23 protein-coding genes, 1 tRNA gene and 1 pseudogene are annotated in these 24,414 nt (G+C 66.5%); 15 read left to right on the top strand and 10 right to left on the bottom strand.

Features of this window, described 5'->3' with window-relative positions; translation table 11 throughout:
- The first annotated feature begins 108 nt into the window (after positions 1 to 108).
- The 6 genes from ACQCSZ_RS01965 to ACQCSZ_RS01990 are packed head-to-tail and all read left to right on the top strand — an operon-like array spanning position 109 to position 5,899.
- The gene (locus ACQCSZ_RS01965; protein WP_427006471.1) at positions 109 to 1,482 is read left to right on the top strand and encodes an MFS transporter; all 1,374 of its coding nucleotides are present in this window, start codon (positions 109 to 111) and stop codon (positions 1,480 to 1,482) included.
- Entirely contained in the window at positions 1,482 to 2,459 is a 978-nt protein-coding gene (locus ACQCSZ_RS01970) for a C-terminal binding protein (protein WP_427006472.1), read from the top strand. The genes ACQCSZ_RS01965 and ACQCSZ_RS01970 overlap by 1 nt, the downstream gene beginning before the upstream one ends.
- The gene (locus ACQCSZ_RS01975) at positions 2,456 to 3,523 is read left to right on the top strand and encodes a zinc-dependent alcohol dehydrogenase (RefSeq protein WP_427006473.1); all 1,068 of its coding nucleotides are present in this window, start codon (positions 2,456 to 2,458) and stop codon (positions 3,521 to 3,523) included. Before ACQCSZ_RS01970 ends, ACQCSZ_RS01975 begins: the two co-directional genes overlap by 4 nt.
- Positions 3,520 to 4,290 (top strand): SDR family oxidoreductase, encoded by a 771-nt coding sequence (locus ACQCSZ_RS01980; RefSeq protein ID WP_427006474.1) that lies wholly within the window; start codon positions 3,520 to 3,522, stop codon positions 4,288 to 4,290. Before ACQCSZ_RS01975 ends, ACQCSZ_RS01980 begins: the two co-directional genes overlap by 4 nt.
- Complete coding sequence (locus ACQCSZ_RS01985) at positions 4,287 to 4,952, top strand: bifunctional 4-hydroxy-2-oxoglutarate aldolase/2-dehydro-3-deoxy-phosphogluconate aldolase (protein ID WP_427006475.1); 666 nt, start codon at positions 4,287 to 4,289, stop codon at positions 4,950 to 4,952. Before ACQCSZ_RS01980 ends, ACQCSZ_RS01985 begins: the two co-directional genes overlap by 4 nt.
- Complete coding sequence (locus ACQCSZ_RS01990) at positions 4,949 to 5,899, top strand: sugar kinase (protein WP_427006476.1); 951 nt, start codon at positions 4,949 to 4,951, stop codon at positions 5,897 to 5,899. Before ACQCSZ_RS01985 ends, ACQCSZ_RS01990 begins: the two co-directional genes overlap by 4 nt.
- A gap of 55 nt (positions 5,900 to 5,954) precedes the next feature.
- Here ACQCSZ_RS01990 and ACQCSZ_RS01995 read toward each other — a convergent pair whose 3' ends face one another.
- Positions 5,955 to 6,725, bottom strand: coding sequence for an IclR family transcriptional regulator (locus ACQCSZ_RS01995; RefSeq protein WP_427006477.1), 771 nt, complete (start codon positions 6,723 to 6,725; stop codon positions 5,955 to 5,957).
- Positions 6,726 to 6,803: 78 nt separating this feature from the next.
- Positions 6,804 to 7,439, bottom strand: a complete 636-nt coding sequence (locus tag ACQCSZ_RS02000; protein WP_427006478.1) for a DUF2461 domain-containing protein — start codon at positions 7,437 to 7,439, stop codon at positions 6,804 to 6,806.
- 231 nt (positions 7,440 to 7,670) lie between these two features.
- Here ACQCSZ_RS02000 and ACQCSZ_RS02005 point away from each other — a divergent pair, with 231 nt between their 5' ends.
- Genes ACQCSZ_RS02005 through ACQCSZ_RS02020 form a run of 4 tightly spaced genes read left to right on the top strand, consistent with a single transcriptional unit; the run spans position 7,671 to position 11,182 of the window.
- The gene (locus ACQCSZ_RS02005; protein WP_427006479.1) at positions 7,671 to 8,657 is read left to right on the top strand and encodes an ABC transporter substrate-binding protein; all 987 of its coding nucleotides are present in this window, start codon (positions 7,671 to 7,673) and stop codon (positions 8,655 to 8,657) included.
- Positions 8,654 to 9,496, top strand: a complete 843-nt coding sequence (locus ACQCSZ_RS02010; protein ID WP_427006480.1) for an ABC transporter permease — start codon at positions 8,654 to 8,656, stop codon at positions 9,494 to 9,496. Before ACQCSZ_RS02005 ends, ACQCSZ_RS02010 begins: the two co-directional genes overlap by 4 nt.
- Positions 9,493 to 10,266, top strand: coding sequence for an ABC transporter permease (locus tag ACQCSZ_RS02015; protein WP_427006481.1), 774 nt, complete (start codon positions 9,493 to 9,495; stop codon positions 10,264 to 10,266). Before ACQCSZ_RS02010 ends, ACQCSZ_RS02015 begins: the two co-directional genes overlap by 4 nt.
- A complete protein-coding gene (locus tag ACQCSZ_RS02020) occupies positions 10,256 to 11,182 on the top strand; it encodes an ABC transporter ATP-binding protein (RefSeq protein ID WP_427006482.1) in 927 nt (308 codons plus the stop codon). Before ACQCSZ_RS02015 ends, ACQCSZ_RS02020 begins: the two co-directional genes overlap by 11 nt.
- A gap of 88 nt (positions 11,183 to 11,270) precedes the next feature.
- Here the strand turns inward: ACQCSZ_RS02020 and ACQCSZ_RS02025 are convergent, their stop codons facing one another.
- A complete protein-coding gene (locus ACQCSZ_RS02025) occupies positions 11,271 to 12,794 on the bottom strand; it encodes a catalase (protein WP_427006483.1) in 1,524 nt (507 codons plus the stop codon).
- 22 nt (positions 12,795 to 12,816) lie between these two features.
- Positions 12,817 to 13,284, bottom strand: a complete 468-nt coding sequence (locus ACQCSZ_RS02030; RefSeq protein WP_427006484.1) for a Fur family transcriptional regulator — start codon at positions 13,282 to 13,284, stop codon at positions 12,817 to 12,819.
- 312 nt (positions 13,285 to 13,596) lie between these two features.
- Between ACQCSZ_RS02030 and ACQCSZ_RS02035 the strand changes: the two genes are divergently transcribed.
- The 3 genes from ACQCSZ_RS02035 (at position 13,597) to htpX (ending at position 17,426) form a co-directional block, all read left to right on the top strand.
- The gene (locus tag ACQCSZ_RS02035; RefSeq protein ID WP_427008300.1) at positions 13,597 to 14,985 is read left to right on the top strand and encodes an IS1182 family transposase; all 1,389 of its coding nucleotides are present in this window, start codon (positions 13,597 to 13,599) and stop codon (positions 14,983 to 14,985) included.
- Positions 14,986 to 15,181: 196 nt separating this feature from the next.
- A complete protein-coding gene (locus tag ACQCSZ_RS02040; RefSeq protein ID WP_427006485.1) occupies positions 15,182 to 16,453 on the top strand; it encodes an MFS transporter in 1,272 nt (423 codons plus the stop codon).
- A 103-nt stretch (positions 16,454 to 16,556) separates the two neighbouring features.
- Entirely contained in the window at positions 16,557 to 17,426 is an 870-nt protein-coding gene (gene htpX, locus ACQCSZ_RS02045) for a zinc metalloprotease HtpX (protein ID WP_427006486.1), read from the top strand.
- A 151-nt stretch (positions 17,427 to 17,577) separates the two neighbouring features.
- Here the strand turns inward: htpX and ACQCSZ_RS02050 are convergent, their stop codons facing one another.
- Positions 17,578 to 18,069, bottom strand: a complete 492-nt coding sequence (locus ACQCSZ_RS02050) for a YajQ family cyclic di-GMP-binding protein (RefSeq protein WP_427006487.1) — start codon at positions 18,067 to 18,069, stop codon at positions 17,578 to 17,580.
- 201 nt (positions 18,070 to 18,270) lie between these two features.
- Here ACQCSZ_RS02050 and ACQCSZ_RS02055 point away from each other — a divergent pair, with 201 nt between their 5' ends.
- Both ACQCSZ_RS02055 and ACQCSZ_RS02060 read left to right on the top strand, forming a co-directional pair.
- Positions 18,271 to 18,522 carry a hypothetical protein gene (locus ACQCSZ_RS02055; RefSeq protein WP_427006488.1) on the top strand — a complete coding sequence of 84 codons (252 nt, stop codon included), beginning with the start codon at positions 18,271 to 18,273 and terminating at the stop codon, positions 18,520 to 18,522.
- Positions 18,523 to 18,672: 150 nt separating this feature from the next.
- Positions 18,673 to 18,754 (top strand) — tRNA-Tyr (locus tag ACQCSZ_RS02060).
- 1,680 nt (positions 18,755 to 20,434) lie between these two features.
- Here the strand turns inward: ACQCSZ_RS02060 and istB are convergent.
- The 5 genes and pseudogenes from istB to ACQCSZ_RS02085 form a co-directional block, all read right to left on the bottom strand.
- On the bottom strand, positions 20,435 to 21,211 hold the full coding sequence (gene istB / locus ACQCSZ_RS02065) for an IS21-like element helper ATPase IstB (protein ID WP_427006489.1): 777 nt from the start codon (positions 21,209 to 21,211) through the stop codon (positions 20,435 to 20,437).
- Positions 21,208 to 22,747 (bottom strand): annotated as a pseudogene (istA, locus tag ACQCSZ_RS02070) (IS21 family transposase). Before istA ends, istB begins: the two are co-directional and overlap by 4 nt.
- A 358-nt stretch (positions 22,748 to 23,105) precedes the next feature.
- Positions 23,106 to 23,381: a GlsB/YeaQ/YmgE family stress response membrane protein gene (locus tag ACQCSZ_RS02075; protein WP_427006490.1), complete on the bottom strand. Its 276-nt coding sequence runs from the start codon at positions 23,379 to 23,381 to the stop codon at positions 23,106 to 23,108.
- 102 nt (positions 23,382 to 23,483) lie between these two features.
- Entirely contained in the window at positions 23,484 to 23,981 is a 498-nt protein-coding gene (locus ACQCSZ_RS02080; RefSeq protein WP_427006491.1) for an SRPBCC family protein, read from the bottom strand.
- Positions 23,982 to 24,078: 97 nt separating this feature from the next.
- Positions 24,079 to 24,345, bottom strand: a complete 267-nt coding sequence (locus ACQCSZ_RS02085; RefSeq protein WP_427006492.1) for a hypothetical protein — start codon at positions 24,343 to 24,345, stop codon at positions 24,079 to 24,081.
- Positions 24,346 to 24,414: the final 69 nt, after the last annotated feature.

Here is a 24,414-nt window from a genome sequence, read left to right on the forward strand (position 1 = left end):
GCTGTTGTGATCTGGCCGACAAGCCCGATATAGTCGTGCTTGGAGTTTTCGGGATGTCGTCCCGATAATCGGAATGTGCTTAGGCACTCAAGAGAGAAATGGTGAACTGTGGCTGAGAACGATGTTGTTCGCAGTAAGTCGGCGGTCCTCGACCCCCAAGACCATGAGGTGGCCCCCGGGACCACCGACAAAGCACCCGTCCGCAGGGCCGCCTGGGCCGGCCTCATCGGCACGGCGCTTGAGCAGTACGACTTTGTGATCTACGGAACCGCATCGGCGATCATCTTCAACAAAATCTTCTTCCCCAACATTGACCCCGCCATCGGCATCATCGCCGCGTTCGGTGCCTACGCCGTCGGCTTCGGTGCACGCCCCCTGGGCGGCCTCTTCTTCTCGAAGTACGGCGACCGGCTGGGACGCAAATGGGTGCTCGTTGCCACGCTCTTCCTGATGGGCATCGCCACGTTCGCCATCGGCCTGCTGCCCACCTACGGGCAGGCGGGCATCTGGGCCCCCGTGCTGCTGGTTGCCTGCCGCTTCCTGCAGGGGTTCGGCGCAGGCGCTGAACAGGCAGGCGGTGTGGTCCTGGTTGCGGAAACGGCGCCCACGGGCAGCCGCGGACGGTATGCCTCGCTCGTGTTCGTCGGTGCCGCGGCCGGCACCGCGCTCGGCGCCGTCGTCTGGATCCTGGTGCAGCTGATGCCCCGCGAAGCCCTGGAAGCCTATGGCTGGCGGCTCGTGTTCTTCTCCTCGATCTTCGTCACCATCGCCGCCTACGTCATCCGCCGCAAGCTCAAGGAATCACCGGTCTTTGAGGAAAAGAAGGAGGAGATCGCGGGCGTCGTCCGTGCCACTCCCGTCGCCGACGTCGTCAAGAACGGCCGCAAGGGCCTGGTCCGCGTCTTCTTCATGAACGTGGGCGCCAACGCGCACTCCTACATCTTCCAGGTCTTCCTGGGCTCTTATCTGATTTCCCAGCTCAAGATCGATGCGACGTTCATTCCCAAGGTGCTGCTCGTCGGCGCGCTCTTCGCCTGCGTCTCGGCGTACGCCTTCGGCTCCATGTCAGACCGCTTCGGTCGACGCCGGATGTACCTGATCGTCACGGCCTTCCTGTTCGTTTTCCCCATCCCCGCCTTCGTGCTGCTGAACACCGGAAACCTGTTCCTGATCTCCCTGGTGATCGTGCTCGGGTTCATCTTCGCCGCGCAGGGATCCGTCGGCGTCCAGGCAGCGTACTTCCCGGAGCTCTTTGGATCGCGGTACCGCTATGCCGGAGTCGCCCTGGGCCGCGAGTTCTCCTCCGTCTTCGGCGGCGGCATCGCACCGCTCATCTGCTCTTCGCTGGTCACGGCGTTCAGCGGATCATGGCTCCCCGTCGCCATCTACATGATGGCGATGATGGCCATCAGCCTGTTCACCACGATCAAGGCTCCGGAAACCGTCGATCGTGACCTGCTCACCGAAGAGGACGCCAAGTAATGCCAGCCACCCCCACCCGCATCGTCATCACCGACTGCGACCACGACTCCATCGCCATAGAGCAGGACGTCGCCGACGCCGCCGGCGTGGAGCTCGTGCTGGCCCAGTGCCGGACCGAGGACGACGTCATTGCCGCCGCGGCTGGCGCCGACGGAATCGTCGTCCAGTACGCCCCCATTACCGACCGCGTCCTCGCGGCCCTGCCGCAGCTGAAGGCGATCGGCCGTTACGGCGTGGGGGTGGACACCCTCGACGTCGACGCGGCCACCGCCCGCGGCGTCGCGGTCTGCAATGTGCCGGACTACGGCACCGAAGACGTCAGCGACCACGCCATTGCCCTGGCCGTCAGCCTCGCCCGGGGAATCACCCGGCTGGACCGCGGCATGCGGCGCGGCGAGCATTCGCTGCTCCCGGTCCAGCCCCTGCACCGGATGTCCACCCGGGTGTTCGGGGTGGTGGGCCTGGGACTGATCGGCGCGGCCACCGCCCGCAAGGCCAGGGGGCTGGGCTACACGGTGATCGGGTCTGACCTGCTCGCTGAAATCGGTACGACGACGGCGGGCGGAGTCGCCGTCGTCGGGTTTGAGGACCTGATATCCCGCGCTGATGTGGTCTCCCTCCACGTTCCGCTCAACTCCCATACGCACCACCTGATCAACGCCGGCGTGCTGGCGCGGATGAAGCGCGGCGCGGTGCTGGTCAATACGTGCCGTGGGGGAGTAGTGGACACCGCGGCGGTGGCCGAGGCCCTGGCCAGCGGGCAGCTCTACGGTGCCGGGCTGGACGTCTTTGAGGAAGAGCCGCTGGCCCTGGACAGTCCCCTGATTGGCTGCGAAAATGCCGTGCTGACGCCGCACGCCGCCTGGTACAGCGAGGAATCCTATGCGGAACTGAAACGCCGCACCATCGAAAACGTCGTGGAGGTGTGCGCGGGGCGCGTGCCGCGGAACCTTCTCAACGCCGGGGTGCTGGTGTGAGCCCCGCGCTGTTGGACACGACCATGCGCGCCGCCGTGTGGACGGCGCCGGACACGGTCGAGCCGCGGCGGCTGCCCCTGCCCGAGATCCCCGCAGGCTGGGCGCTGGTCCGGACGGAAATGACGGGACTGTGTGGCTCCGACTTTTCCATCCTGCACGGAACGCACCCGCGCGCCGAGGCTCCCCTGGTCATGGGCCATGAGATCACCGGCATCGTGGAGGTCGCGGCGGAATCCGGCCCGGCCGCGGGCACCCGCGTCACCGTGGAGCCCCTCATCCACTGCGGCGGATGCCACCCGTGCAGCGGAGGAGACACCCACGTCTGCCGGGCGCTGAAACTGTACGGCATCGACGTCGCAGGCTCCCTCGCCGAATACGTGGCCCTGCCTGCCTCCGCCCTCATCCCGGTCAGCACCTCCGTGCCCCTCCAGGAGGCCGCCCTCGCCGAACCGCTGGCCGTCGCCGTCCACGCCGTATCCCGTGCCGGCCTGGCCGGCGGGGAACGCGTGGTGGTCTTCGGCGCCGGGCCCATCGGCATCCTGACAGCCCTGGTGGCACGCCACCAGGGAGCCCGCAGCGTCCTCATTTCGGAGCCCTCCGAGGCCCGCCGCCAGGTGGCCGAAGAACTCGGTTTCGCCACGGTGGCACCCGGGGACGACCCCATCCAGGCCATCCTTGCCGCCACCGGCGGGGACGGGGCGGACATCGTCTTCGATTCCGCCGCCCACTCGTCGGTCGCGGCGATGCTGCCCCGTGCGGTCAGGGTCCGCGGCACAATTGTCCTGGTGGGTGTCTACAAGAAGCCCGTCGAACTGGACCTCCAGGCCCTGACGTTTGCCGAGAACACCGTGGTGGGAGTCCGGGTCTACACCAGGGCCGCCGTGGAACGCGCGGTGGAACTTATTGAAAGCCGTGAGCTGGGGCTGGACCGTATTCCCACCCAGGTGTTCGCGCTGGAGGACACGCGCCAGGCCTTTGACCAGGCGATGGCTTCCGGACGTGTCCTCAAAGTCTTTGTCAGCCCAGCCGTGGCGCCCGCCGCGAAAACCCAGGAAAGTTCATGAACCACACAGTAGAGAAATCGCCGTTTGACCTCAGCGGCAAAACCGCAGCCGTGACCGGCGCATCACGCGGGATCGGCCTTGGCATTGCCCTCGGGCTGGTCAACGCCGGCGCCAGCGTCGTCGCCTTGCAGCGTGGGCCCCTGTCTCCGGAACTGGCGGAAGCTGCGGAAGCAGCCGGCGTCAGCGCATCAGCGGTCCACCTGGACCTGGCGAGCGAAGAGTCCGTCGCCGCAGCCACGGCGGAAACGCTCGCCGGACAGCAGGTCGACATCCTGGTCAACAACGCGGGAACCCAGATCCGGCACGATGCGGTGGAGTTCCCGTTGTCCGACTTCGACCGCGTGATGGCCATCAACACCCGAGCGGTCTTCCAGCTGTGCCAGGGCTTCGGCGGCCCGATGGTGGAACGCGGCGGCGGGAAGATTATCAACCTGGCGTCCCTGCTTACGTTCCAGGGCGGCCTGCGCGTTCCGGCCTACGCCGCCTCCAAGGGCGCCGTGGCGCAGCTGACCAAGGCCTTGTGCAACGAATGGGCGCCCCGCGGCGTGAACGTCAACGCGGTCGCGCCGGGCTATATCGCCACCGACATGAACGAGGCCCTGCTGGCGGATGCCGAGCGCAACGAGCAGATCTCGGTGCGGATCCCGGCGGCACGCTGGGGCACCGGCGGCGACCTCGCCGGGGCCGTGGTGTTCCTGGCCTCAGCGGCCGCGGACTACATCCACGGCGTGGTACTGCCGGTCGACGGCGGGTGGCTGGCCCGATGAGTAATGTCCAGAGCACGCCCGTCTCCGCCATCCTGCAGGCCAATCCTGTGGTGGCCGTGCTCCGCGCGCGGCATGCCCGCGAGTACGCGCCGGTCATCGACGCCCTCGTCAGGGGCGGCGTCCGGTCCATCGAACTGACCCTCAGCACGGACGGCGTGTTCGATCTGCTGCCCGAGATCAAACGGCAGTTCGGCGCCGACGCGGAAATCGGCGTCGGCACCGTCACCACCGGTGAGCAGGCTGCACAGGCGCTCGACGGCGGCGCGGACTACCTCGTGACGCCAGCCATGGTGACCGACGTGATCCACGCGGCGGTTGCGGCCGGCGTTCCCGTCTTTCCCGGCGGCCTGACGCCCACCGAACTGCTCGCCGGCATGCAGGCGGGGGCCACGGCCGTGAAGCTTTTCCCCGCCTCCACGGTCGGTCCCGGCTACCTGGGGCAGCTGCGCGGGCCGTTCCCGGACATGCGGGTCATTCCGTCCGGCGGCATCGGCATCGACGACGCCGCAGACTGGATCGCGGCAGGGGCGCTTGCCGTCAGCCTGGGCGGCCCGCTGCTGCGTGACGCCTTCTCCGGCGGTGACCTCGCCGCCCTCACCGCCCGCGCCGAGCAGCTCAGTTCCCTGGTCGCGGACGCCGTCCAGGCGAGGGGTACCCGGTGACCTTCACCGACGTCGTCACCATCGGCGAAACCATGGGCCTGATGAAGGCCGAGACGCCGGGTCCGCTGGCCCAGGTGTCCTCCCTCAGCCTGGGCATGGGTGGCTCCGAGAGTAACTTTGCCATTGCGCTGCGGCGCTTGGGCACCTCGGTGACGTGGGTAGGCCGCGTAGGCGACGACAGCCTGGGTGAACTCGTCCTGCGCGAGCTCGCGGCCGAGGGGATCGTGGTTGATCCCCTGCGCGATCCGGCGGCGCCCACCGGCCTCATGATCAAGGAGCGCCGCACCATGGACCAGCTCAAGGTCTGGTACTACCGGGCCGGAAGCGCTGGTTCCCGGCTGTCCCGGGAGGACATCCCGGCCGAGCGGATTGCCAATTCCCGCCTGCTGCACCTCACCGGGATCACTCCCGCCCTTTCGCCATCGGCGGCCCAGGCGGCCCAATACGCGCTGGATGTCGCCCGTGAGGCCGGTGTCCTGGTCTCCTTCGACCTCAACTACCGGTCCGCGCTGTGGCCGCCCGAGGAAGCCCGTGGGGTCTTCCGGAACTTTATCGCGCAGGCGGACATCGTGTTCGCCGGTGACGACGAAGCCGGGATTGCGGTGGGAAAGTCGGAGGACTCCCTGGAGCTGGCCCGAAGGGTCGCCTCCCTGGGGCCGAGCCAGGCGGTCATCAAGCGTGGGGCCGAAGGCTGTGCCGCGGTGGTCGACGGTGTGGAATACGAGCAGGCCGCGGTCCGGGTCAACGCCATCGACACCGTGGGCGCCGGCGACGCCTTCGTTGCCGGCTACATCTCAGACCTGCTCGCCGGCGCCCCGGTGCAGGCGCGGCTGCTCACGGCGGTCCGCACGGGAGCCTTTGCCTGCCTGGTGCCCGGCGACTGGGAGGGCATGCCGCGCCGGCACGAGCTTGCCATGCTGGACGCCACGGAACCTGTGGCACGCTGACCGGATCTGACCCCGTAAGAGGGTGCCGGGAAGGGCCTGGACCGGCGCGTGAGCGCTAGATCCAGGCCCTTTCAAATCCTGGCGGCAGGCATCGGCTCAGCTCCGGCTGTGCATCCTTGAGCAGAGCCACGAGGGCCTGGATCCGTTCCGGGGTCATGTAGACGCTGGGGGCCGAGATGGAGACTGCCGCCGCGACCTTGCCCAGCAGATCCGGGATGGCGATAGCCACACAGGTGATACCGAGCTCGTTCTCCTGGTCGTCCAGGGCGTAGCCATCGAGCCGGACCCGATCCAGGACCGCCCTGAAGGCCTGAACGTCCTGAATCGAGCGCGGCGTGGCGATCGCGGCGGTGTCGAAAGCCCTGGCCGCCTCGTCGTTGCCGCGCTGGGCCAGCAGCGCCTTGCCCATAGCGGTGTTCTGGGCCCGCAGCCGGGCGCCGGGACGGGACGCCATCTCAATGCCACGGTGGCCGCGGGCCTTGGCCAGGTACAGGACGTCGTCGCCGCTGAGAATTCCAAGGTGCGTGGTGTCCTGCGTGGTCTTTGCGATGCCGGCAAGGATGCTCTGCACGGCGTCGGGGAGGCTGATCTTCGCCTCCGCCTTGGTGCCGAGTTCCAGCAGTTTGATGCCCAGATGATAACTGTGGTCCGGCTGTTGGCTGAGATACCTCCCTGCCACGAGCGAGGTCAGCATGCGATGGGTGGCGGAGCGGCTGAGGCCTGAGGCCTGGGTGATCTCTTCCAGCCGGTGGGCGCCCGCAGCAACGTGGTCGATCAGGCTGAGTCCGCGCTCCAGCGTCCGGGCCCCTGCGGGATTAGCTTCCATGCCGCAATTATCCCATGTATAGGGAGCCATCCCATGTCCAGGGCCGGCCTGCCCACTGAAGCCTGCCCCTCGCAGGGGTCAGGGCGCGGCGTGCCGGCCGACCCACTCCACCAGGGGCCGCAGCCGGTCCCACAATGCCGCGATTTCCTGCGCCGCAGCCGGTGAATCCACCCACTCCGGCTGGCCCAGTTCCATGCCGGCGGACAATGACTTGTGCTTGAGCAGCTCCGCCCGGGGATGGTCCTTGTCGAAGCCGCGGGGCACGGTTTTCAGCTTCTCGCCCTCCACCGCAAAGCCGGCAGCGGCCACGCCGTCGACGATGTGCCGCAGCGACTCACCCGTCCCGGACGCATCCACGGAGTTCCGGAAGCGGACCAGCTGGGCCGGTGCATGGGAATGGTAGCCGCCGCCCACCAACAGGCCGTCCGCACTGATCTGCAGGTAATACCCGACCCCTTCCTGTGCTGAGGCAAACGCGCCCTGGGCAGTCTTGTAGGGCGACTTGTCCAGGGAGAACCTGATGTCCCGGTTGGGCCGGAAAACCTTCCCCGGCCCGAACCGCGGTTCCAGCTCCGCCAGCAGCGCCGTGACCGGATTCCTGACCAGGCTGTCGTAGGTGTCCTTGTGCTCCAGCCACCACTCCCGGTTGTTGTTGTGCTCAAGTTCGGCATAGAACGCGAAAGCACCCGCCGGGATGCCCTGGAATGTCGTCATGCAGTGATCCTAGGCACCGCAGCCTGCTCCAGCCAGAGCCGGCGGCGCGTATGTGGAAAGCGTCCGCGCCCACCATCCGGTTACTCACGTATCAGGAGGATAACAATGGACAGATGTGGTTGACCCCACAGCGCCCCTAAACCAGACTTGCTTTGAACGCTTGTTCGGATAGCGAACAACTGGGGCTTGGGGGCTTCGCACTCCCATGCCCGTGCGCACAAAGGAGTGAACATGAAACGTCGTATCATCGCGGTGCTTGCCGCAGCATCCGTCCTAGGCCTGTCAGCCTGTGGGTCCGGCTCACCCAGTTCCACCGGGGGTGGAACTGGGTCCGCCGGATCCACCGGAAGCACGGAACTGACGAAGGTCAGCGTCGGCGTCATCCCGATCGTGGACTGCGCACCGATCTACCTGGGCACCAAGCAGGGGTTCTTCAAGGATGAGGGCCTGCAGCTGGATATCCAGACGGCCACCGGCGGCGCAGCGATCGTCCCGGGCGTGGTCAGCGGCAGCTTCGACTTCGCCTTCTCCAACCTGATCTCCGTCATGGTCGCCAAGGACAAGGGCCTTGACCTGAAGTTCGTCGCCAACGGCGCATCCACCACCGGTGAGAAGGGCAAGGACGTCGGCGGCGTCGTCGTCCCGGCCGGCTCGGGCATCAAATCCGCGAAGGACCTCGCCGGCAAGACCGTTTCGGTCAACAACCTGTCCAACATCGGCGACACCACGATCAAGTCCGCCATCGAAAAGGACGGCGGCGATCCCTCAAGCGTGAAGTTCGTCGAGGTAGCCTTCCCGGACGCCCCCGCCGCCCTGGCCAACAAGCAGGTGGACGCTGCCTGGATCCTGGAGCCGTTCCTGTCCAAGGCTGTCGCCGAGGGCGGGACCGTCGTGTCCTGGAACTTCGTGGACATGAGCCCGGACCTGGACATCGCCGGTTACTTCACCAAGGCGGACACCATCAAGAACAAGCCTGAACTGACCCAGAAGTTCACCCGGGCCATGAACAAGTCCCTCGAGTACGCCCAGGCGCATCCGCAGGAAGTCCGCGACATCGTAGGCACCTACACCAAGATCGACGAGGCCGCCCGCGCCAAGATCGTGCTGCCGCACTACAAGGTCGACTTCAACAAGGACGCCTTCAAGACCCTCGGTGACGCCGCCACCAAGTACGGCACGCTGACCAAGGCACCGAACGCCGGCGACCTCCTCCCATGAGTTCCGACGCTCCAGCCTCCCGCGGTCCCGCCCCCAGCGTGGGACTGGACCGCGGGTCCGTCCGCAAACTGCCGGCAAAACAGTTGCTCGGCCTGGCCGGAATCCTCGGATTCCTGGCCACCTGGGAACTGGTTCCCCGGCTGGGCATCATCGATGAACGCTACCTGCCCCCCGCGTCCGAGGTGATCCTGGCGCTGGTGCGGGACTTCGGCCTGACCGCGTTCTGGATCTCGGTCGGCGAAACCATGACGGCCTGGTTCCTGGGCCTGGTCATCGCCGTCGCCCTGGCCGTGCTGCTGGGCTTCATCATCGGTTCCAGTGACTTCCTGCGGAAAGCGACCAACTCCACCGTCGAGTTCCTGCGGCCCATCCCGTCGGTGGCGCTGATCCCGCTGGCGGTGCTGCTGTTCGGCGTGAAGATCGAATCGTCCCTCATGCTGATCACGTACGCTGCCTTCTGGCAGGTCCTGATCCAGGTCCTCTACGGGGTGGCCGACGTCGACATGGTCGCCAACAACACCGCGAAGACCTACGGCCTGGGCCGGATGGCGCGGATCCGCTACGTCGTGTTCCCCACCGCCCTGCCCTACCTGATGACGGGCGTCCGGCTCGCCGGCACGGTGGCGCTGGTCCTGGCCATCACGGCGGAACTGGTGATCGGCTCGCCGGGCCTGGGCCGTGAAATCGCCCTCGCGCAGTCCGGCGGCGCCATCTCCGGCATGTATGCCCTGGTGCTCGCCACCGGCCTGATCGGCGTGCTGATCAACGTCCTGATGCGCTTCATCGAGCGCAAGACCCTGTCCTGGCACCCCTCCGTCCGTTCCGAGGTGATCGCATGAAAGCCCTGAAGACCCTCGGCTATGTCCTGGCGCTGCCCGTCCTGCTTGTCCTGCTCTGGTGGGCCTCCACCCTCGGGGCGGTCAACTTCTTCGTCCCCACCCCGGCCACCCTGGTCAGTAAGTTCGGCCAAGTCTGGTTCGGCCCCCGCTTCCTCTCCGACGTGCTGCCCAGTATCGCCCGGCTCCTCGTCGGCGTAATCGCGGCGATCGTGATCGGCGTCGTCGGCGGGGTGCTGATCGGATCGGTCAGATGGCTCCGCGCCCTGCTCGAACCGGTGCTGGAGTTCTTCCGCGCCATCCCGCCGCCGGTCCTGGTCCCGGTCCTGATCCTGCTGATGGGCATCACGGACTCCATGAAGGTCGCGGTCATCATCTCCGGCTGCGTCTGGCCGGTGCTGCTGAACACCATCGAAGGCGTCCGCGCCGTCGACGGGGTCCTCTCGGACTCGGCCCACACCTACGGCATCGACGGCTGGGCCCGGGTCCGGTACCTCGTGCTGCCCTCGGCCAGCCCGCAGATCATGGCCGGCGTGCGCCAGTGCCTGTCCCTCGGGCTGATCCTGATGGTCATCTCCGAAATGTTCGCCTCGTCCTCGGGGCTTGGCTTCACCATCGTCCAGTTCCAGCGGTCCTTCGCCATCCCGGAAATGTGGTCCGGCATCGTGGTGCTCGGCCTGCTGGGCGTGGGCCTGTCATTCATCTTCCAGTGGGCCGAGCGGAACATCCTGCGCTGGTACCACGGCCAGAAAGAGGTAGAAAATGCAGCCTGACCTAACCCCGGCCCCGGCCGGGAAGACACTGCCGGAGGCGATGCTCTCGGTCCGCGGCCTGAAAAAGGTGTACCAGACCGACGGCGGCGACATCGAGGCGGTCCGGAACCTCACCTTCGACCTGCGCGCCGGGGAACTGGCCTGCCTCGTGGGCCCCTCCGGCTCCGGCAAGACCACGCTCCTGAAGTGCATCTCCGGGCTGATGGCCCCCACCGAGGGCGAGGTGCTCCTGGACGGCAAGCGAGTGGTGGGCCCGCCGAAGAAGATGGCCGTAGTATTCCAGGAATACGGCCGGTCGCTGTTCCCGTGGATGCGGGTCCGGGACAACGTGGAGCTGCCGCTGAAGAACCGGGGCGTGCCCAAGGCCGAACGCGACACGCTCGTGGACGAGGCCCTCGAGGCGGTGGGACTGTCCCACGTCCCGCGCTCCTACCCCTGGCAGCTCTCCGGCGGCATGCAGCAGCGCGTGGCGATCGCCCGCGCCATCGCCTACCAGCCCGAGGTCCTGCTGATGGACGAGCCCTTCGCCGCCGTGGACGCCCAGACCCGGGCCGACCTGGAAGACCTGATCCGCACGGTCTGGAAAAAACTCGGCATCACGGTGCTCTTCGTGACCCACGACATCGACGAATCCGTCTACCTCGGCGAACGCGTCATCATCCTCTCCAGCTCCCCGACGGTGGTCCAGGAAGACATCACCATTGATCTTCCGGTGGACCGTGACCAGCTGGAGACCCGGTCCCTGCCGCGCTTCACCGAACTCCGCCACCACGTCTACGAACAGATCCAGCTCGCCAAGAAGGGCCACCGCCCCGCGGCGGCCGGCTCATCAGCGGCAGGCCCGACGCCGGCACGCCACGCTGCCGGCCCGACGCCGGCCCCGCCCGCGGCGGGTGCCCGGACCGACGTCGCGTAGCCCTTACCGACAACACACGAAACACCCCGCCACGGAAGATCCGTGGCGGGGTGTTTCGTGTTGTGGCCCAAGGGCCGCAGGAGGGGAATCAGCCGATCTTGTTGGCTGCCTCGGAGGCGGAAGCGGCCGGGGAAGCCGCAGCCTCAGCGCCCAGGTTGGCGCGCAGCTTGGCGCCGAGCTCGTCGTCGACGTTCGTCCAGTACTGGATGGCGCGTTCCTTGATGCCCGGGTTCTTGACCCCGCCCACGGCGCCCGTGATGGTCTCCAGCAGGCGGGCCTTCTCGCCGTCGTTGTACACCTCGCGGTACAGCGTGCCGGCCTGGCCGAAGTCGCCGTCCTCGGCGTGCAGGGAGTGCGCGGAGAGCGTCAGCGCGCCGTCATTCTCCCAGCCGCCGGCCGGGTTCTGCGGCTCCACGGCGGCGGGGCCGCCGAGGGAGTTCGGAGCGTACACCGGAACAGACGGGGCGTTGAAGTTGTAACGCCCCTGGCCGTCCTGGCTGTAGTTGTTGACCTGGCTCTTGGGCAGGTTCACCGGCAGCTGGGCGTGGTTGGTGCCCACGCGGTAACGGTGTGCGTCCGGGTAGGAGAAGATGCGGGCCTGCAGCATCTTGTCCGGGGAAGCGGCGATGCCCGGCACGAAGTTCGACGGCGTGAAGGTGGCCTGCTCGATCTGCGCGAAGTAGTTCTCCGGGTTCTTGTTCAGCTCCATGGTGCCGACCTTGACCAGCGGGTAGTCCGCGTGCGGCCAGACCTTGGTGAGGTCGAACGGGTTGAAGCGGTACGTCTTGGCGTCCTCGTACGGCATGACCTGGACGTGCAGGTCCCAGGACGGGAAGTTGCCGGCGGCAATGTTTTCCTGCAGGTCGCGGATGTAGAAGTCCCCGTCAGCGCCGGCCAGTGCCTCGGCCTCGTCGCCCGTGATGGACTTGACGCCCTGGTTGGACTTGAAGTGGTACTTGACCCAGAACCGCTCGCCCTCGGCGTTGATCCACTGGTAGGTGTGCGAGCCGTAGCCCTGCATTTCACGCCAGGAGGCCGGCAGGCCGCGGTCGCCCATGAGCCAGGTGACCTGGTGGGCGGACTCGGGGGAGAGGGTCCAGAAGTCCCACTGCATGTCCGCGTCGCGCAGGTGGGTGCCCGGGAGGCGCTTCTGGCTGTGGATGAAGTCCGGGAACTTGATGCCGTCGCGGATGAAGAACACCGGGGTGTTGTTGCCGACGAGGTCGTAGTTGCCCTCGGTGGTGTAGAACTTCACGGCGAAACCGCGGGGGTCGCGCCAGGTGTCCGGGGAGCCGTTTTCGCCGGCGACGGAGGAGAAGCGGATGAGCAGGTCCGTCTCGGTGCCCGGCTGGAACAGTGCGGCCTTGGTGTACTTCGAGACGTCCGCGGTGGTGGTGAAGGTACCGAACGCGCCGCCGCCCTTGGCGTGCACGACGCGCTCCGGCACCCGCTCGCGGTTGAACTGGGCAAGCTTTTCGATCAGGTAGTGATCGGTCAGGATGATGGCGCCGTCGGCGCCGGTTGCCTGGGAGTGGGCATCCGACGTGACGGGGGCACCCGACTGCGTCGTCGAGTGGGCAGGGGTGATGGGCGCAGAAATGTTCGCAGTCATCTTTCTCCTTCTGGTTGGGTTTTTACTTGGATTCGGAGGGAAGTTGTTGGGTGCGCTGGCAGTCCTGGCAGACGCCCTGGTACATGACGTCGGCGATCTGGATGGTCATCGGCCTGGCGTTTCCGCCCCAGTGCGGGGTCAGGCAGGGTGCGTGGCCGACGGCGCATTCGACGTCCTCGACCCGGCCGCAGCCGACGCAGATGGCGTGGTGGTGGTTGTCGCCCACCCGCGTCTCATAAAGGGCGGGGGAGTGCGGCGGCTCGAAGCGGCGCAGCATCTGCAGCTCCGTCAGGTCGCCCAGGACCACATAGACGGACTGTGCCGTCAGCTCGGGCAGCTCCTGCCGGGCGGCGGCGAGGATGCCCTCTGCCGGGGAATGCGGATGGTGTTCGACGGCGGCGAGCACGGCCAGGCGCTGTTTGGTCACCCGGCGGCCGTGGGCACGCAGGGCCATAGCCCATGCTTCGTGGGTGCCCATCTGATCCGTCATGCCCCTATTCAAGCACTTATTATGACTCGCTAACAATAAGGCAAGCCTAAGGACGCCCGCGCCCGTGGCGCTCGCACGCCCCCTGGCGTTCCGGATCCGGCTGCGCAGTGCCGGCGGCGCAGGGCCGGCTGCAGGCGCCACTAGGTGCGTGGGTCAGTAGTGAGGGTGCCGGTTTTTAAAACGCCGGCAGATTAACCGGGGCCGGTTGGGGGTGGCTGGGAGAATCGGGGTATGGATACCGGTTCTTCCGCGCAGGATGGTTTGTTCGACAAGTCGCTCGTGGAGCGGGTCGGGCAGCCCACCGATGTGCCGATGGATGCCAACGGCGGGGTCAACAAACGCTTCAAGGCCTTCGAGCCCGATGCGGTGATGCTGGTCCCGCCGTCGCTGGATGAATGGTTGCCCCAGGGCCATCTGGCCCGGTTCATCGCCGAACTCGTCGACGGGGAACTGGACCTGACCCGGTTCCACGCCTCCTACGCCAAGGCCAAGGGCCAGCCGCCGTATGATCCGCGGCTGATGCTGCGGATCCTGCTCTACGGGTACTGCGTCGGGGTAAGGTCCTCGCGGGAACTGGAAAAATCCTGCACGGACGTGGTCGCGTTCCGCTGGCTGGCCGCCCAGCAGGCCCCGGATTTCCGGTCCATCGCCCGGTTCCGCGAACGCCACCTCGCGGCGCTGGCCAACGTGTTCCTGCAGGCCCTGGAGCTCTGCCGGGCCGCGGGCATGGTCTCGTTGGGCCATGTCGCACTGGACGGGACGAAGGTGCGTGCCAACGCTTCCCGGCACAAGGCCATGAGCTATGCCCGGCTGACGGAGAAACAGAAGGTCCTGGCCGATGAGATCAGCGACCTGATGGCGGAGGCGAAGACCGTGGACGCGGCCGAGGACGCCCGCTTCGGGCCGGGCAAACGCGGCGATGAACTGCCTGCCGAACTGGCCAACCGGGCCCGGCGCGCCGAGGCGATGAAGACCGCCCGGGCATCCATCGAGGCCGAGGCCGCGGACAGGGCCCGCCGTGAGGCCCAGGAGAAGGCCCGGTCCCGCGGGGACGATGACGACGATGTCTCGGGCAAGGGCGATGCCGCCGCTGCCGCGGCGGTGCCCAAGCCCACCGCCCAGCGCAACTTCACCGACCCCGACGCGAGGATCATGAAGACCGCGGACGGTTCCTACCACTACTGCTACAACGCCCAGGGCGTCGTTGATAAAGATCACCAGGTCATCGTTGCCACCGAACTGACCAACACCGCGGTGGACGTCCAGCAACTGGTCCCGATGGTCAAGAACGCGCAGGACACCCTGGAAGCCATGCCCGGGAAGTGGAGCGCCGACGCCGGGTACTGCTCGGCAGCGAACCTGGAACACGTCAAAGACCTCGAAGCCGGCGCCGGCACCGAGTTCTTCATCTCCACCCGGCGGATGAAACACGGACGCCCGGTCCCGGACTCGCCCAGGGGCAGGATCCCGGCGGACGCGACCCTGGCCGAGCGGATGGCCCGGAAACTGAAAACGAAGAAGGGCAAAGCGGTCTATGCCCGGCGCAAAGCCATCGTCGAACCGGTCTTCGGACAGATCAACACCCGCCAGGGCAAGCATGTCCTGTTGCGCGGGCTGGAGAAGGCATCCGGGGAATGGAAGCTGATGGCCGGCTGCCACAACCTGCTCAAACTCTTCACCTACCGCACCGCCACGGCCTGAACACGGCCGGGACGATGCCCCGGGATCAAACCTGCAGCACCGGACCGCGCCCCGCGGGAGCCTCCCAGGCTTCCTTCCGCGAAAACGCCCGGAGACCGGCCCCCTTCCACGAAAAGGCGGCCGGCCTCTGGACCATCACGACTCAAACCAGCGGAACCGTCAAACCACTACCGACCCACGCACCTAGAGTTGCCGGGTGGGGAAATTCCTGGCGGACATCACGCCGTTGCGCGAGAGTCCGGCCTTCCGCCGCCTGTGGCTGGGGTCCGCCGTCGCCGCCCTGGGCAGCCAGCTGACCCTGGTCGCTGTCAGCCTGGAGGTCTACCGGCTCACCCAGGACAGCCTGTACGTGGGTCTGCTCAGCATCTTCGCCCTGGTCCCGCTGGTGTTCGGCGGCCTGCTCGGAGGATCGATCGCGGACGCCCACGACCGCCGCAAGGTGGCCCTGCTGGCCTCCTCCGTGCTGTGGCTGACCACGGCCTGCCTGGCGCTCCAGGCCTGGCTGCAGCTGGGGAACGTGTGGGTGCTGTACGTGCTCGTCGCGGTGCAGAGCGGCGCGCAGGCCATCAACCAGCCGGCCCGCAGCGCCATCATCCCCGTACTGGTCCGCAAGGAACTGCTGCCGGCCGCCAACGCCCTGAGCATGATCAGTTTCGGCCTGTCCATGACGGCCGGGCCGCTCCTGGCCGGCGTGCTGGTCGCCTGGATCGGCTTCGCCTGGACCTACACGATCGACGTCGCCAGCTTCGGCTTTGCCGTCTGGGCGATCCTGCGGCTGCCGCCGATGCCGCCGGGGGAGCATGCCCGTCCGGCGGGGCTGCGGTCCGTCGTCGAAGGCTTCCGCTTCCTGGGTACCCGGCCCAACCTGCGGATGACGTTCGTGATCGACCTCGTGGCCATGATCTTCGCGCAGCCCCGGGCCCTGATGCCCGCGATCGGTGCGCTGATGATCGGCGGCGGGGAGGCAACGGTCGGCATCCTGCTGGCCTCCACCGCCGTGGGGGCGTTCCTGGCCGGCCTGTTCTCCGGGCCGCTCGGCGCGGTCCGGCGGCAGGGGGCCGCCGTCGTCTGGTCCGTGATGGGCTGGGGCGCCTCGATCGCCGGGTTCGGCCTCGTGGTGCTGCTGGCAGGCCGCTCCGGTGCGGACGGTGCGACGGGATGGCTGCTGCCGGCCGCTGCGTGCTGCGCGCTGGCCGGCATCGCCGACTCCGTCAGCGCCGTCTTCCGCAACACCATCCTGCAGGCGGCCGCCCCGGACCACCTGCGCGGGCGGCTCCAGGGCGTCTTCATCGTCGTCGTGGCGGGCGGCCCACGGATCGGGGACCTGCTCGCGGGCGGCGGGACTAAGCTTCTGAGTGAGGGCTGGGTGGTGCTCCTGGGCGGGCTGGTGTGCGTTGTGCTCGCATGGACGGTGGCGCATGTCCAGTCCGGTTTCCTGGAGTACGACGCCCGGAACCCGGTCCCGTAGCAGTTCGTTTTCCTGAAGAGACCTTTCCTGACAAAACTTTTCCTGACGAATTTCCTGACAAAAAGGGAGCCCGCAGCCGGGAGCCCGCAGCCTGGGAGGAACAGTGCACCAGCATCACAACGGACTGAAGACCGCGGCGCTTTTCGGGGTGCTGTGGGCGGTGCTGCTTGCCCTGGGTGCCCTCATCGGAGCCGGCACGCGCAGCTCCGGCCCGATCTGGATCATGGCCCTGATTGGCGTCGGCACCACGGCTTACGGGTACTGGAACAGTGACAAGATCGCCATCCGGTCCATGCAGGCCTATCCGGTCACGGAGGCCCAGGCGCCGCAGCTGCACCAGATTGTCCGGGAGCTGTCCGCCCGGGCCAACCAGCCGATGCCGCGGATCTACCTTTCGCCCACGACGGCCCCGAACGCCTTCGCCACCGGCCGGAACCCGCAGAACGCGGCGGTGTGCTGCACCGAGGGGATCCTCCGGCTGCTCGACGCGCGGGAACTCCGGGGCGTGCTGGGCCACGAACTCATGCACGTCTACAACCGGGACATCCTGACCTCCTCGGTGGCCGCCGCCGTCGCAGGCGTGATCACCTCGGTGGGGCAGCTGCTCCTGTTCTTCGGCGGCGGGGACCGGCGCAACGCGAACCCGCTCGCCATGATCGCCATGGCGCTGCTGGCCCCGTTTGCGGCGTCGTTGATCCAGATGGCCATCTCCCGGACCAGGGAGTTCGACGCCGACGAGGACGGCTCCGCGCTCACGGGAGACCCGCTGGCGCTCGCCTCAGCCCTGCGCAAGATCGAGCAGGGCGTGCAAGTGGCGCCGCTGCCGCCGGAGCAGCGGCTGGTCAACACCTCGCACCTGATGATCGCCAACCCGTTCCGCGGCGGCGGCATGGTGAAGCTGTTCTCGACACACCCGCCGATGCGCGAGCGGATCAGCCGGCTGGAGCGGATGGCCGGCCGGCCGCTGGGCTGAGCGCCGCCGTCGTGCTTCCCGGCCAGGCGGCTTCCCGGACGCGCGATGCGCGAACTGCCCCGCGCTGCGGAAAAGGCTGGCGCTACCGGAATCCCGGTGTCGCCAGCCTTTTTGCGCGTCGCACGGCAGACTGCGCGTCGGCCGCGGCAGGTCAGCTGCGGAAGTTCACGAACTGCAGATCGGCCTCGTCGAATTTCTTGAGGATGTTCATGGTCTCCTGGAGATCATCACGGGACTTGGAGGTCACGCGGAGCTCGTCGCCCTGGATCTGCGACTTGACCGATTTGGGGGCCTCGTCGCGGATCAGCTTGTTGATCTTCTTGGCCAGGTCCTGGGCGATGCCCTCCTTGATGGTGGCTTCCAGCCGGAACTCCTTGCCGGAGGGGTACGGCTCGCCCGTGTCCAGCGACTTCAGCGAGATGCCGCGGCGGATGAGCTTGGACTGCAGCACGTCCAGGACAGCGAGCACCCGCTCTTCGGAGTTGGCCTTCATGAGGAGCGTTTCGCCGCTGAAATCGACCTCGGCGCCGACGCCCTTGAAGTCGTAGCGCTGGACCAGTTCCTTCTGCGCCTGGTGCAGCGCGTTGGCGACTTCCTGCTTGTCTACCTTGCTGACGACGTCGAATGTGGATTCGCCTGCCATGACTGTCCTCCTGATGGTTGCCGGGGTGCCTGTTGAAAGGCGATGATATCTGCGTTCCAGACTAGTACGGATGCCCCCGATGTGAAGGCCGGCCGGCGCGGGCCAAGTTCACAGCCCGTTCAAAGCCGGGACAGGGCGGGAACGAAGGTTTGACTGCCAGAGTTGGATGGGTTGGAAGAGTCAGTCGAAAGGCAAAAGCACATGCAGCGCAAGGCCGTCCGTTATGTCACCAGTTCCACTGCCGCCGCCGGCACGATTGCCACGGCGGCATCGTCGGTGGCCGCCGCGGCGTTGGCCGCCTCCATCATCCTCAGTCCGGCCGCGGCTGCCTCCTCCCGGCTGGACGGCGTCCATGCGGATCTGGCCCGCGCGGTGCAGTTGAACCAGGTAACGGAGGAGCAGGCCGCGAGGTTCGAGGCGAAACTGGCTGGCCGCATCCTTGAAGAAGCCTGAAATTCCGGGCTTTTTGGGGCCGCGGGACGCCGATTCGATTCTTCGGCGGAAGTTCTGTAAAGTTGTCTTGCCCGCGGTTACTGGAAGCGGAACGAACTGGAAACAGCCGTTCTGACCATAGTGGCCGCGAGTGATCTTCTTTTGAAGTTCGGCAGATTACCCGAGCGGCCAAAGGGGGCTGACTGTAAATCAGCTGGCAACGCCTACGGGGGTTCGAATCCCTCATCTGCCACCCTTACGAGGGGCTCTACTTCCTAGCAATAGCAAGGAAGTAGGGCCCTTTGTTATTTGTCAAAAGTCTCGTTTGAGCACATTTTGAGCACACCTTCCTGTGAAACGGCCTGATCCAGTGCGTCGGCAACCTGTCCAGATCGTCATCGAATAGATCCGCGTAGATGTCCAGGGTCATGGCAGTGCTGCTGTGGCCGAGCATTCGCTGCACTCGCCAAGCGGCCTCGACAGGGCGCAGAGACGGCGGCTTCAGATGCGTCTGCCTTGCCAGCCAAGCAGTCCCCAGTAGCCCCACGGTCGCCCAGCTCTGGGCATGTTCGATGTATTCACCGCGTGCTTTTGAGACCTCGACGGAGGCCAGGAACAATTCAGCGTCCCGCTTGGACGTGAAGCCGCGCTTCATGGTCTGCCCGCGGTCCGGTTTCCGATAGAAGACCGGCGTCAGATGCCCCTAACCATGCTCATCTGCGAAGGGCCCGTTATGGCTGCTAGTCGGCAGGCGTGGGTACGTCCTCCAGCACAGACCTGTCAAAGAAACGGACCTCGCCCGTTGCCTGAAAAAACACCGGAACTACAGAAGTGCTCGGGTCTTTTGAAGTTTCGTATATCTCGGGCGCGCTCCCGTGCTTGCGCGCAATGGTTCCAACCATGTCGGTGCCGCGAACCCTGACGGTTCGATACTTGTAGCTGATGTCGACCCCTCCTAGTGAGTTGAGACACACGTTACTCCACGAGGGCAGTCCCAGGACCGAGTATCGGAACTTAAGCTCAAGAAACGGCGCCCGCCCTGCCACCGGAAGTGTCCGGCCCGATCCCGCGGGACCCCGTAGGGGACGAAGCATTTCCGTGCGCACATTTTGAGCACACATGGATGGAAGGCGCGTGAAATGGCATGGGCTGGTGGCACCATAAGCCCCTAAGTGCGTATCCCGTTAGCTCAGGTTGTGTCAGCGGCACTCGAAAACGCAGCCCAAACAGGCCTGTTCATCGCCGAAACCGCAGCCGGGTCTGGACCGGCACGTCGGGAGGTAGCCAGGCGGGCCGCCGATTGCCGGATATGGCCGGAATGACGGCTTCATTGCGGCCATATCCGTCAGATCGCCGGTGATTGAGGCAGCACGGGTCGTTGAAGTCGCTGAATCCGCAGCGGATCCGGACGGGATCGGGAGGCTGCGTCCAGGGACGGCACCCGATTGCCGCAGACGGCCGGAATGCGGGCCCGATAGCGGCCATTTCCGTCATATGGCCGGAGTGAGGGCACGGCGCCGGCCTGGAATAGCCGCGAAACCCCATTGGTTGCTTCACAACTGCCCTTGTGGAGCGCCAAAACGGCACTAGCGCGTATCCCGTTAGCTCAGGTTGTGTCAGCGGCACTCGAAAACGCAGACCAAACAGGCCTGTTCATCGCCGAAACCCTCATGGAACGTCAGGATCGCCCGCGATCAGCCCGGGTCTGGTTTATTCACCCTGCCGACCTGAGCTAACCGGATACGCACTAGCCCCTAAATTCAGCGGAACTGGCCTCTGAGCTTGGACGCAAAGGGGGTTTGTCAATGGCCAATAGTTTGTGCCCACGGGCGGCCAGCAAAAATGCCCGCTGGTGGCCATGAAAACTGCCCAGTCATGGCCACCGGATCTGCCCACCAGATGTTCGGTGGCGTTGGCCATGTTCGGGACTTGTTTAGCTCATTGGCGTGACTCCTTTTCCGGCCAGGGCCTGGCTGAGGCGGATCGATTCCCCTGAGGTTTGGCAGACGTGCGCGTGATGCAGCAGCCGGTCCACGGTCGCCGTGGCGAGGGTTTTGGGCATGAGCTCGTCAAAGCCGGCAGGATGCAAATTTGAGGAAACCGCGATGGACCGTTTTTCATAGGCCGCGTCGACGAGACGGTAGAGCCCCTCCGCCGCGTCAGTGCCCACCGGCAAGAGGCCTATGTCATCGACCACCACCAAATCTGCGCGCAGGATCCGCGCGACGACCGTCACGCTGTCATCGGAGCGGTGGGCGCGCATGAGAGCGCCGAGGTCCTCGAGGCGGAACCATGCCACCCGCAGGCCGGCCTCGACGGCCTGCTGGCCGAGAGCCTCAAGGAAGAACGTCTTGCCCGTGCCGGAGGGGCCGCAGATCACGACGTTTTCCTTCCGCCCGATCCATTCCAGCGTCCGCAGCGCCTGCTGAGTCGGGGCCGGGATCGAGGAGGCTGCCGGGTCCCAGGTGTCGAAGGTCTTCCCGGTCGGGAAGCCCGCGGCCTTGCGTCTGGTGGCGAGCATGGACCGGGACCGACCGGCGACTTCCTCGGTGAAGAGCGCCTTGATGACCTCGGCCGGCTCCCAGCGCTGGGCGCGGGCAGTCGCGATCAGTTCCGGCGCCAAAGCCCGCGCATGGGGCATCTTCAACTGCCGCATCAACGCCTCCAGCTCCGCCGGCAACGCCGGTGCGGTGACCGGGACCGGACTCATGCGCTTTCTCCCAGGGCGCCGTCAACACGGGCGGCAACAGGTGGGCGGCCGATCGCGGCCCACCCGGCGGTGCCTTGGGTGAGGGACTGGGTTTCCCCGGCGGCATGGGTGGTGGTGCGTGAACCCGCGGCGTTCAGGATCGAGGCGAGGTCCTTGTTCGCGAAGCGGCCATGGATGGCCGCGGTCCCCAACGCGTGATCGACTTCGGCCTGCCCGGCGATCTTGGCCAGGGCGACCGCTTCGGCCATTTTCACGTTCATTCGCCCGGTGCCTGCCGCGGCGGCCTCGAGCAGCCAGGTCCGCGCCGTCCCCGATGCTAAGGAACTCCGCCTCCGCGGCCGTCCTGGCTTTCGCCGTGTAGTCGCCCGGGATCCTGGGCCGGTGGTCCGGGAAGTGGGCGTCGTCGATCGCCGGGCTGCCCGGGCGGGCGCGCCGGTGCCGGGCGACTTCCACCGGGCCCTTGCTGCCGTGGTGGACGACGATGACCTGCTCGTCACCTCCGGCGCCGTGGGATCTGACGAACACCCGCGCGCCGAGCAAATGTGCAGGCACGGAGTACTGGCCGTTCTCGAACGTGACCATCGGCGTGTTCTCCGGGACGGCCCGGGAGAGGCCGAACGCAACCGTGTGCGCGGTGTCCGGGATCCGGTGCAACCGCGGCGCCTCCTCGGCCAGCATCACCGCGGGTTTGCGGCGGGTGGCCCGGTGCTCCCGGTGGTTGACCTCGTCCATGAACGCCTGGCAGGCCGCTTCGATCTCCGCGAAGGAAGCGTATTCGGCACGCAGGTTGGTGTCCTTGGGCACGATGTCGGCCTTGGCGAGCTTCACCGAGGACTCCACGCCGCCCTTGGACGCGGGATCCGCCGGCCGGCAGGTCAACACCGTCACGCCGTAGTGGCGGGCGAAGTCGACCGTCTGCTGGTTGCGCACCGGGACGCCGGCGACATGGGAAACCGTCACGGTCTTCTCGTTATCGGTCAGGACATAGGTTGGGGCGCCGCCCAGGACCCGGAACGTGCGGTCCAGCGCTGCGAACACGCTCGGCGCCGTCCGGTCCCGCAGCGCGATGACGATCCTGAAGCGGGACCATGCCAGCCATGCCACGAACAGCACGGTCTTCTTCCCCTCGATCAGGGGCCCGTCGCCGAAGTCGTATTGAATCCATTGACCAGGCTCGGTCACCCAGGGCCGGTGCACCCTGACATGGCCGAGCCGCCAGGCGGCGCGGACCTGGGCGACGGCCCGGCGGGTCGAGCGTTCCGAGCCCTCGTAGCCGAGGGCCCGGAGTTTCTCGTGGGCTTTGTCGGCGCGGATCTTGCCCTTGGAGGCCTCGATCCATTCCTCGATCTTGGGCAGGAACGCGTCGGTGACCCGGCCCCGGTAGGCCGGCTCGGCGATCGGCTGGCCGGCGTCCCGGGCAGCGACGTGCCTGGCAACGGTGTGGTGCGAACAACCGGTGAGTTCCGCGGCAGCACGCAACGATCCGGTCAGATCGTACGCAGCAAGTATTTCCATGATTTCTCCGTCAAACTTCATTAGGGCCTCTTCCCGGGCGACTTTGGTGCGACTAGACACCGTCATCAAACCCCGGGAAGAGGCTCCCGCCGCTTAAGCAGCAGGGTCAGTAAGGAAGTGGGCAGATCTCATGGCCACCAACGGGCAGTTTTCATGGCCGTCAGTGGGCAGTTCCGTGGCCGCCTACGGGCAGTTTTTCATGGCCGCTAACAGGGGTTCGAATCCCTCATCTGCCACCCTTGGAAAAGCCTCCGGAACCAACAGGTTCCGGAGGCTTTTTCTTTTCCTGCACACTTCCCGCCGGGACGTCCTATTCCGCGTCCTGCCGGATGGCTGGCAGGGACAGCAGGCCAGACGTGCGCGTGGTCGGGACCGGGTGTCAGACCCTGCTTCCCCTGCTTCTGCGGCCGGCGACGGCACCGAAAATCAGCAGCACAATGACGGCGCCGAGGATGGACAGCAACCACGTCCGCAGGTCGAAGAAATTGCCAAGACCGCCGCCGAAGATCAGCGAACCGATCCAGCCACCGAGTATTGCCCCGACGACGCCCAGGACGAGCGTGATTACCCAGCCTCCGCCCTGCCTGCCGGGAAGGATGGCTTTCGCAATGGCTCCCGCAATCAGCCCGAGCAGGAGAAATCCGAGAATTCCCATGACTGCACTTTCCTTTCGTTGAAACGCTGACGGCTCTGTGCCGGCGACGTTACCGAATCGATCAGCACGCTTACTAGCATACGCCGATCGTGGATTTTGCAATCAGGATTTTGCGGGCTCTGCGAGGATGGCGTCGATCTGGCCGATCGCCTCCTTCATTCCTTCTTCCATGCCCATGGCGAGGATCTGCTCCATCTGCTCTTCCGCCTCGAACGTGGACATGATGGTCATCCGGGTGCGGTCGCCGATTGACTCCAGCGTTACGACGCCATGGGTCGTGCCCATGTCGCCCACCGGGTTGCCGTTTTCATCGGCAAAACCGTCGTCGAACTCGAGGCGGTGCGGTGCCTCGATGGCGGTAATGAGCCACCAGCCCCGGCTCTTCTCACCCTCCGGCCCGGTCATGTAGTAGCTGGCCTTTCCCCCGGGCACGAAGTCAAGCCGGTCGAAGGTGGCAGGCCAGGCCGGCGGACCCCACCAGCGCTCGAGCTGGCGCGGGTCCTCCCAGACCTGCCAGACGCGCTCAACGCCGGCGTCGAACTCGGCGACGAGGGTGAGGCTCAGCGCCTCCAGATTCTTGACGGAACTGATGACTGCCATGGCTGAACCCTTTCTATCCTTCGGTGGGAATGTCCGCGATCCGATCCGCGCGCTGGATAATTCGACGGTCCGGCCGTGTCAATGGGTCGCCGGGACGCTACGTGGCCATCCCGGCATGGACCCGCACAAACTCGATGTGGTTCCCGGGGTGGGCGATCTTCCTCGGGCCCCGCGAAAATCCTTTGGCATCCAGGTGGTTCTGCGCCCGGTACTCTGCAAGCGCTTCGTCGTAGACCCGGTTGAGCTGACGGCCCGAGAACTCCTCGGACTGTCCATCGGTGAAAGTGATGGAGATGAGCGCGCTGTCGGGGAAGTGCCTGTTCATCCGGATGAAGCCTTCGGCGTCCTGCTGGAGATTTATCAATGTGGGTCCCACCTTCGTGATCGAGAGCTCCCAGTCTTGCGCACCTTTTCAGGTCCCGTGCACGACGGG

The organism is Pseudarthrobacter sp. H2, assembly GCF_050157045.1.
In the GTDB taxonomy this organism is placed as follows: Bacteria; Actinomycetota; Actinomycetes; order Actinomycetales; family Micrococcaceae; genus Arthrobacter.

Coding starts and splice junctions, on each gene's coding strand:
- ACQCSZ_RS01970 (WP_427006472.1), top strand. CDS start 1,482: ATGCCAGCCACCCCCACCCGCATCGTCATCACCGACTGCGACCACGAC.
- ACQCSZ_RS01980 (WP_427006474.1), top strand. CDS start 3,520: ATGAACCACACAGTAGAGAAATCGCCGTTTGACCTCAGCGGCAAAACC.
- ACQCSZ_RS01985 (WP_427006475.1), top strand. CDS start 4,287: ATGAGTAATGTCCAGAGCACGCCCGTCTCCGCCATCCTGCAGGCCAAT.
- ACQCSZ_RS01995 (WP_427006477.1), bottom strand. CDS start 6,725: ATGGAAGCTAATCCCGCAGGGGCCCGGACGCTGGAGCGCGGACTCAGC.
- ACQCSZ_RS02000 (WP_427006478.1), bottom strand. CDS start 7,439: ATGACGACATTCCAGGGCATCCCGGCGGGTGCTTTCGCGTTCTATGCC.
- ACQCSZ_RS02005 (WP_427006479.1), top strand. CDS start 7,671: ATGAAACGTCGTATCATCGCGGTGCTTGCCGCAGCATCCGTCCTAGGC.
- ACQCSZ_RS02010 (WP_427006480.1), top strand. CDS start 8,654: ATGAGTTCCGACGCTCCAGCCTCCCGCGGTCCCGCCCCCAGCGTGGGA.
- ACQCSZ_RS02015 (WP_427006481.1), top strand. CDS start 9,493: ATGAAAGCCCTGAAGACCCTCGGCTATGTCCTGGCGCTGCCCGTCCTG.
- ACQCSZ_RS02020 (WP_427006482.1), top strand. CDS start 10,256: ATGCAGCCTGACCTAACCCCGGCCCCGGCCGGGAAGACACTGCCGGAG.
- ACQCSZ_RS02025 (WP_427006483.1), bottom strand. CDS start 12,794: ATGACTGCGAACATTTCTGCGCCCATCACCCCTGCCCACTCGACGACG.
- ACQCSZ_RS02030 (WP_427006484.1), bottom strand. CDS start 13,284: ATGACGGATCAGATGGGCACCCACGAAGCATGGGCTATGGCCCTGCGT.
- ACQCSZ_RS02035 (WP_427008300.1), top strand. CDS start 13,597: ATGGATGCCAACGGCGGGGTCAACAAACGCTTCAAGGCCTTCGAGCCC.
- ACQCSZ_RS02050 (WP_427006487.1), bottom strand. CDS start 18,069: ATGGCAGGCGAATCCACATTCGACGTCGTCAGCAAGGTAGACAAGCAG.
- ACQCSZ_RS02055 (WP_427006488.1), top strand. CDS start 18,271: ATGCAGCGCAAGGCCGTCCGTTATGTCACCAGTTCCACTGCCGCCGCC.
- istB (WP_427006489.1), bottom strand. CDS start 21,211: ATGAGTCCGGTCCCGGTCACCGCACCGGCGTTGCCGGCGGAGCTGGAG.
- ACQCSZ_RS02075 (WP_427006490.1), bottom strand. CDS start 23,381: ATGGGAATTCTCGGATTTCTCCTGCTCGGGCTGATTGCGGGAGCCATT.
- ACQCSZ_RS02080 (WP_427006491.1), bottom strand. CDS start 23,981: ATGGCAGTCATCAGTTCCGTCAAGAATCTGGAGGCGCTGAGCCTCACC.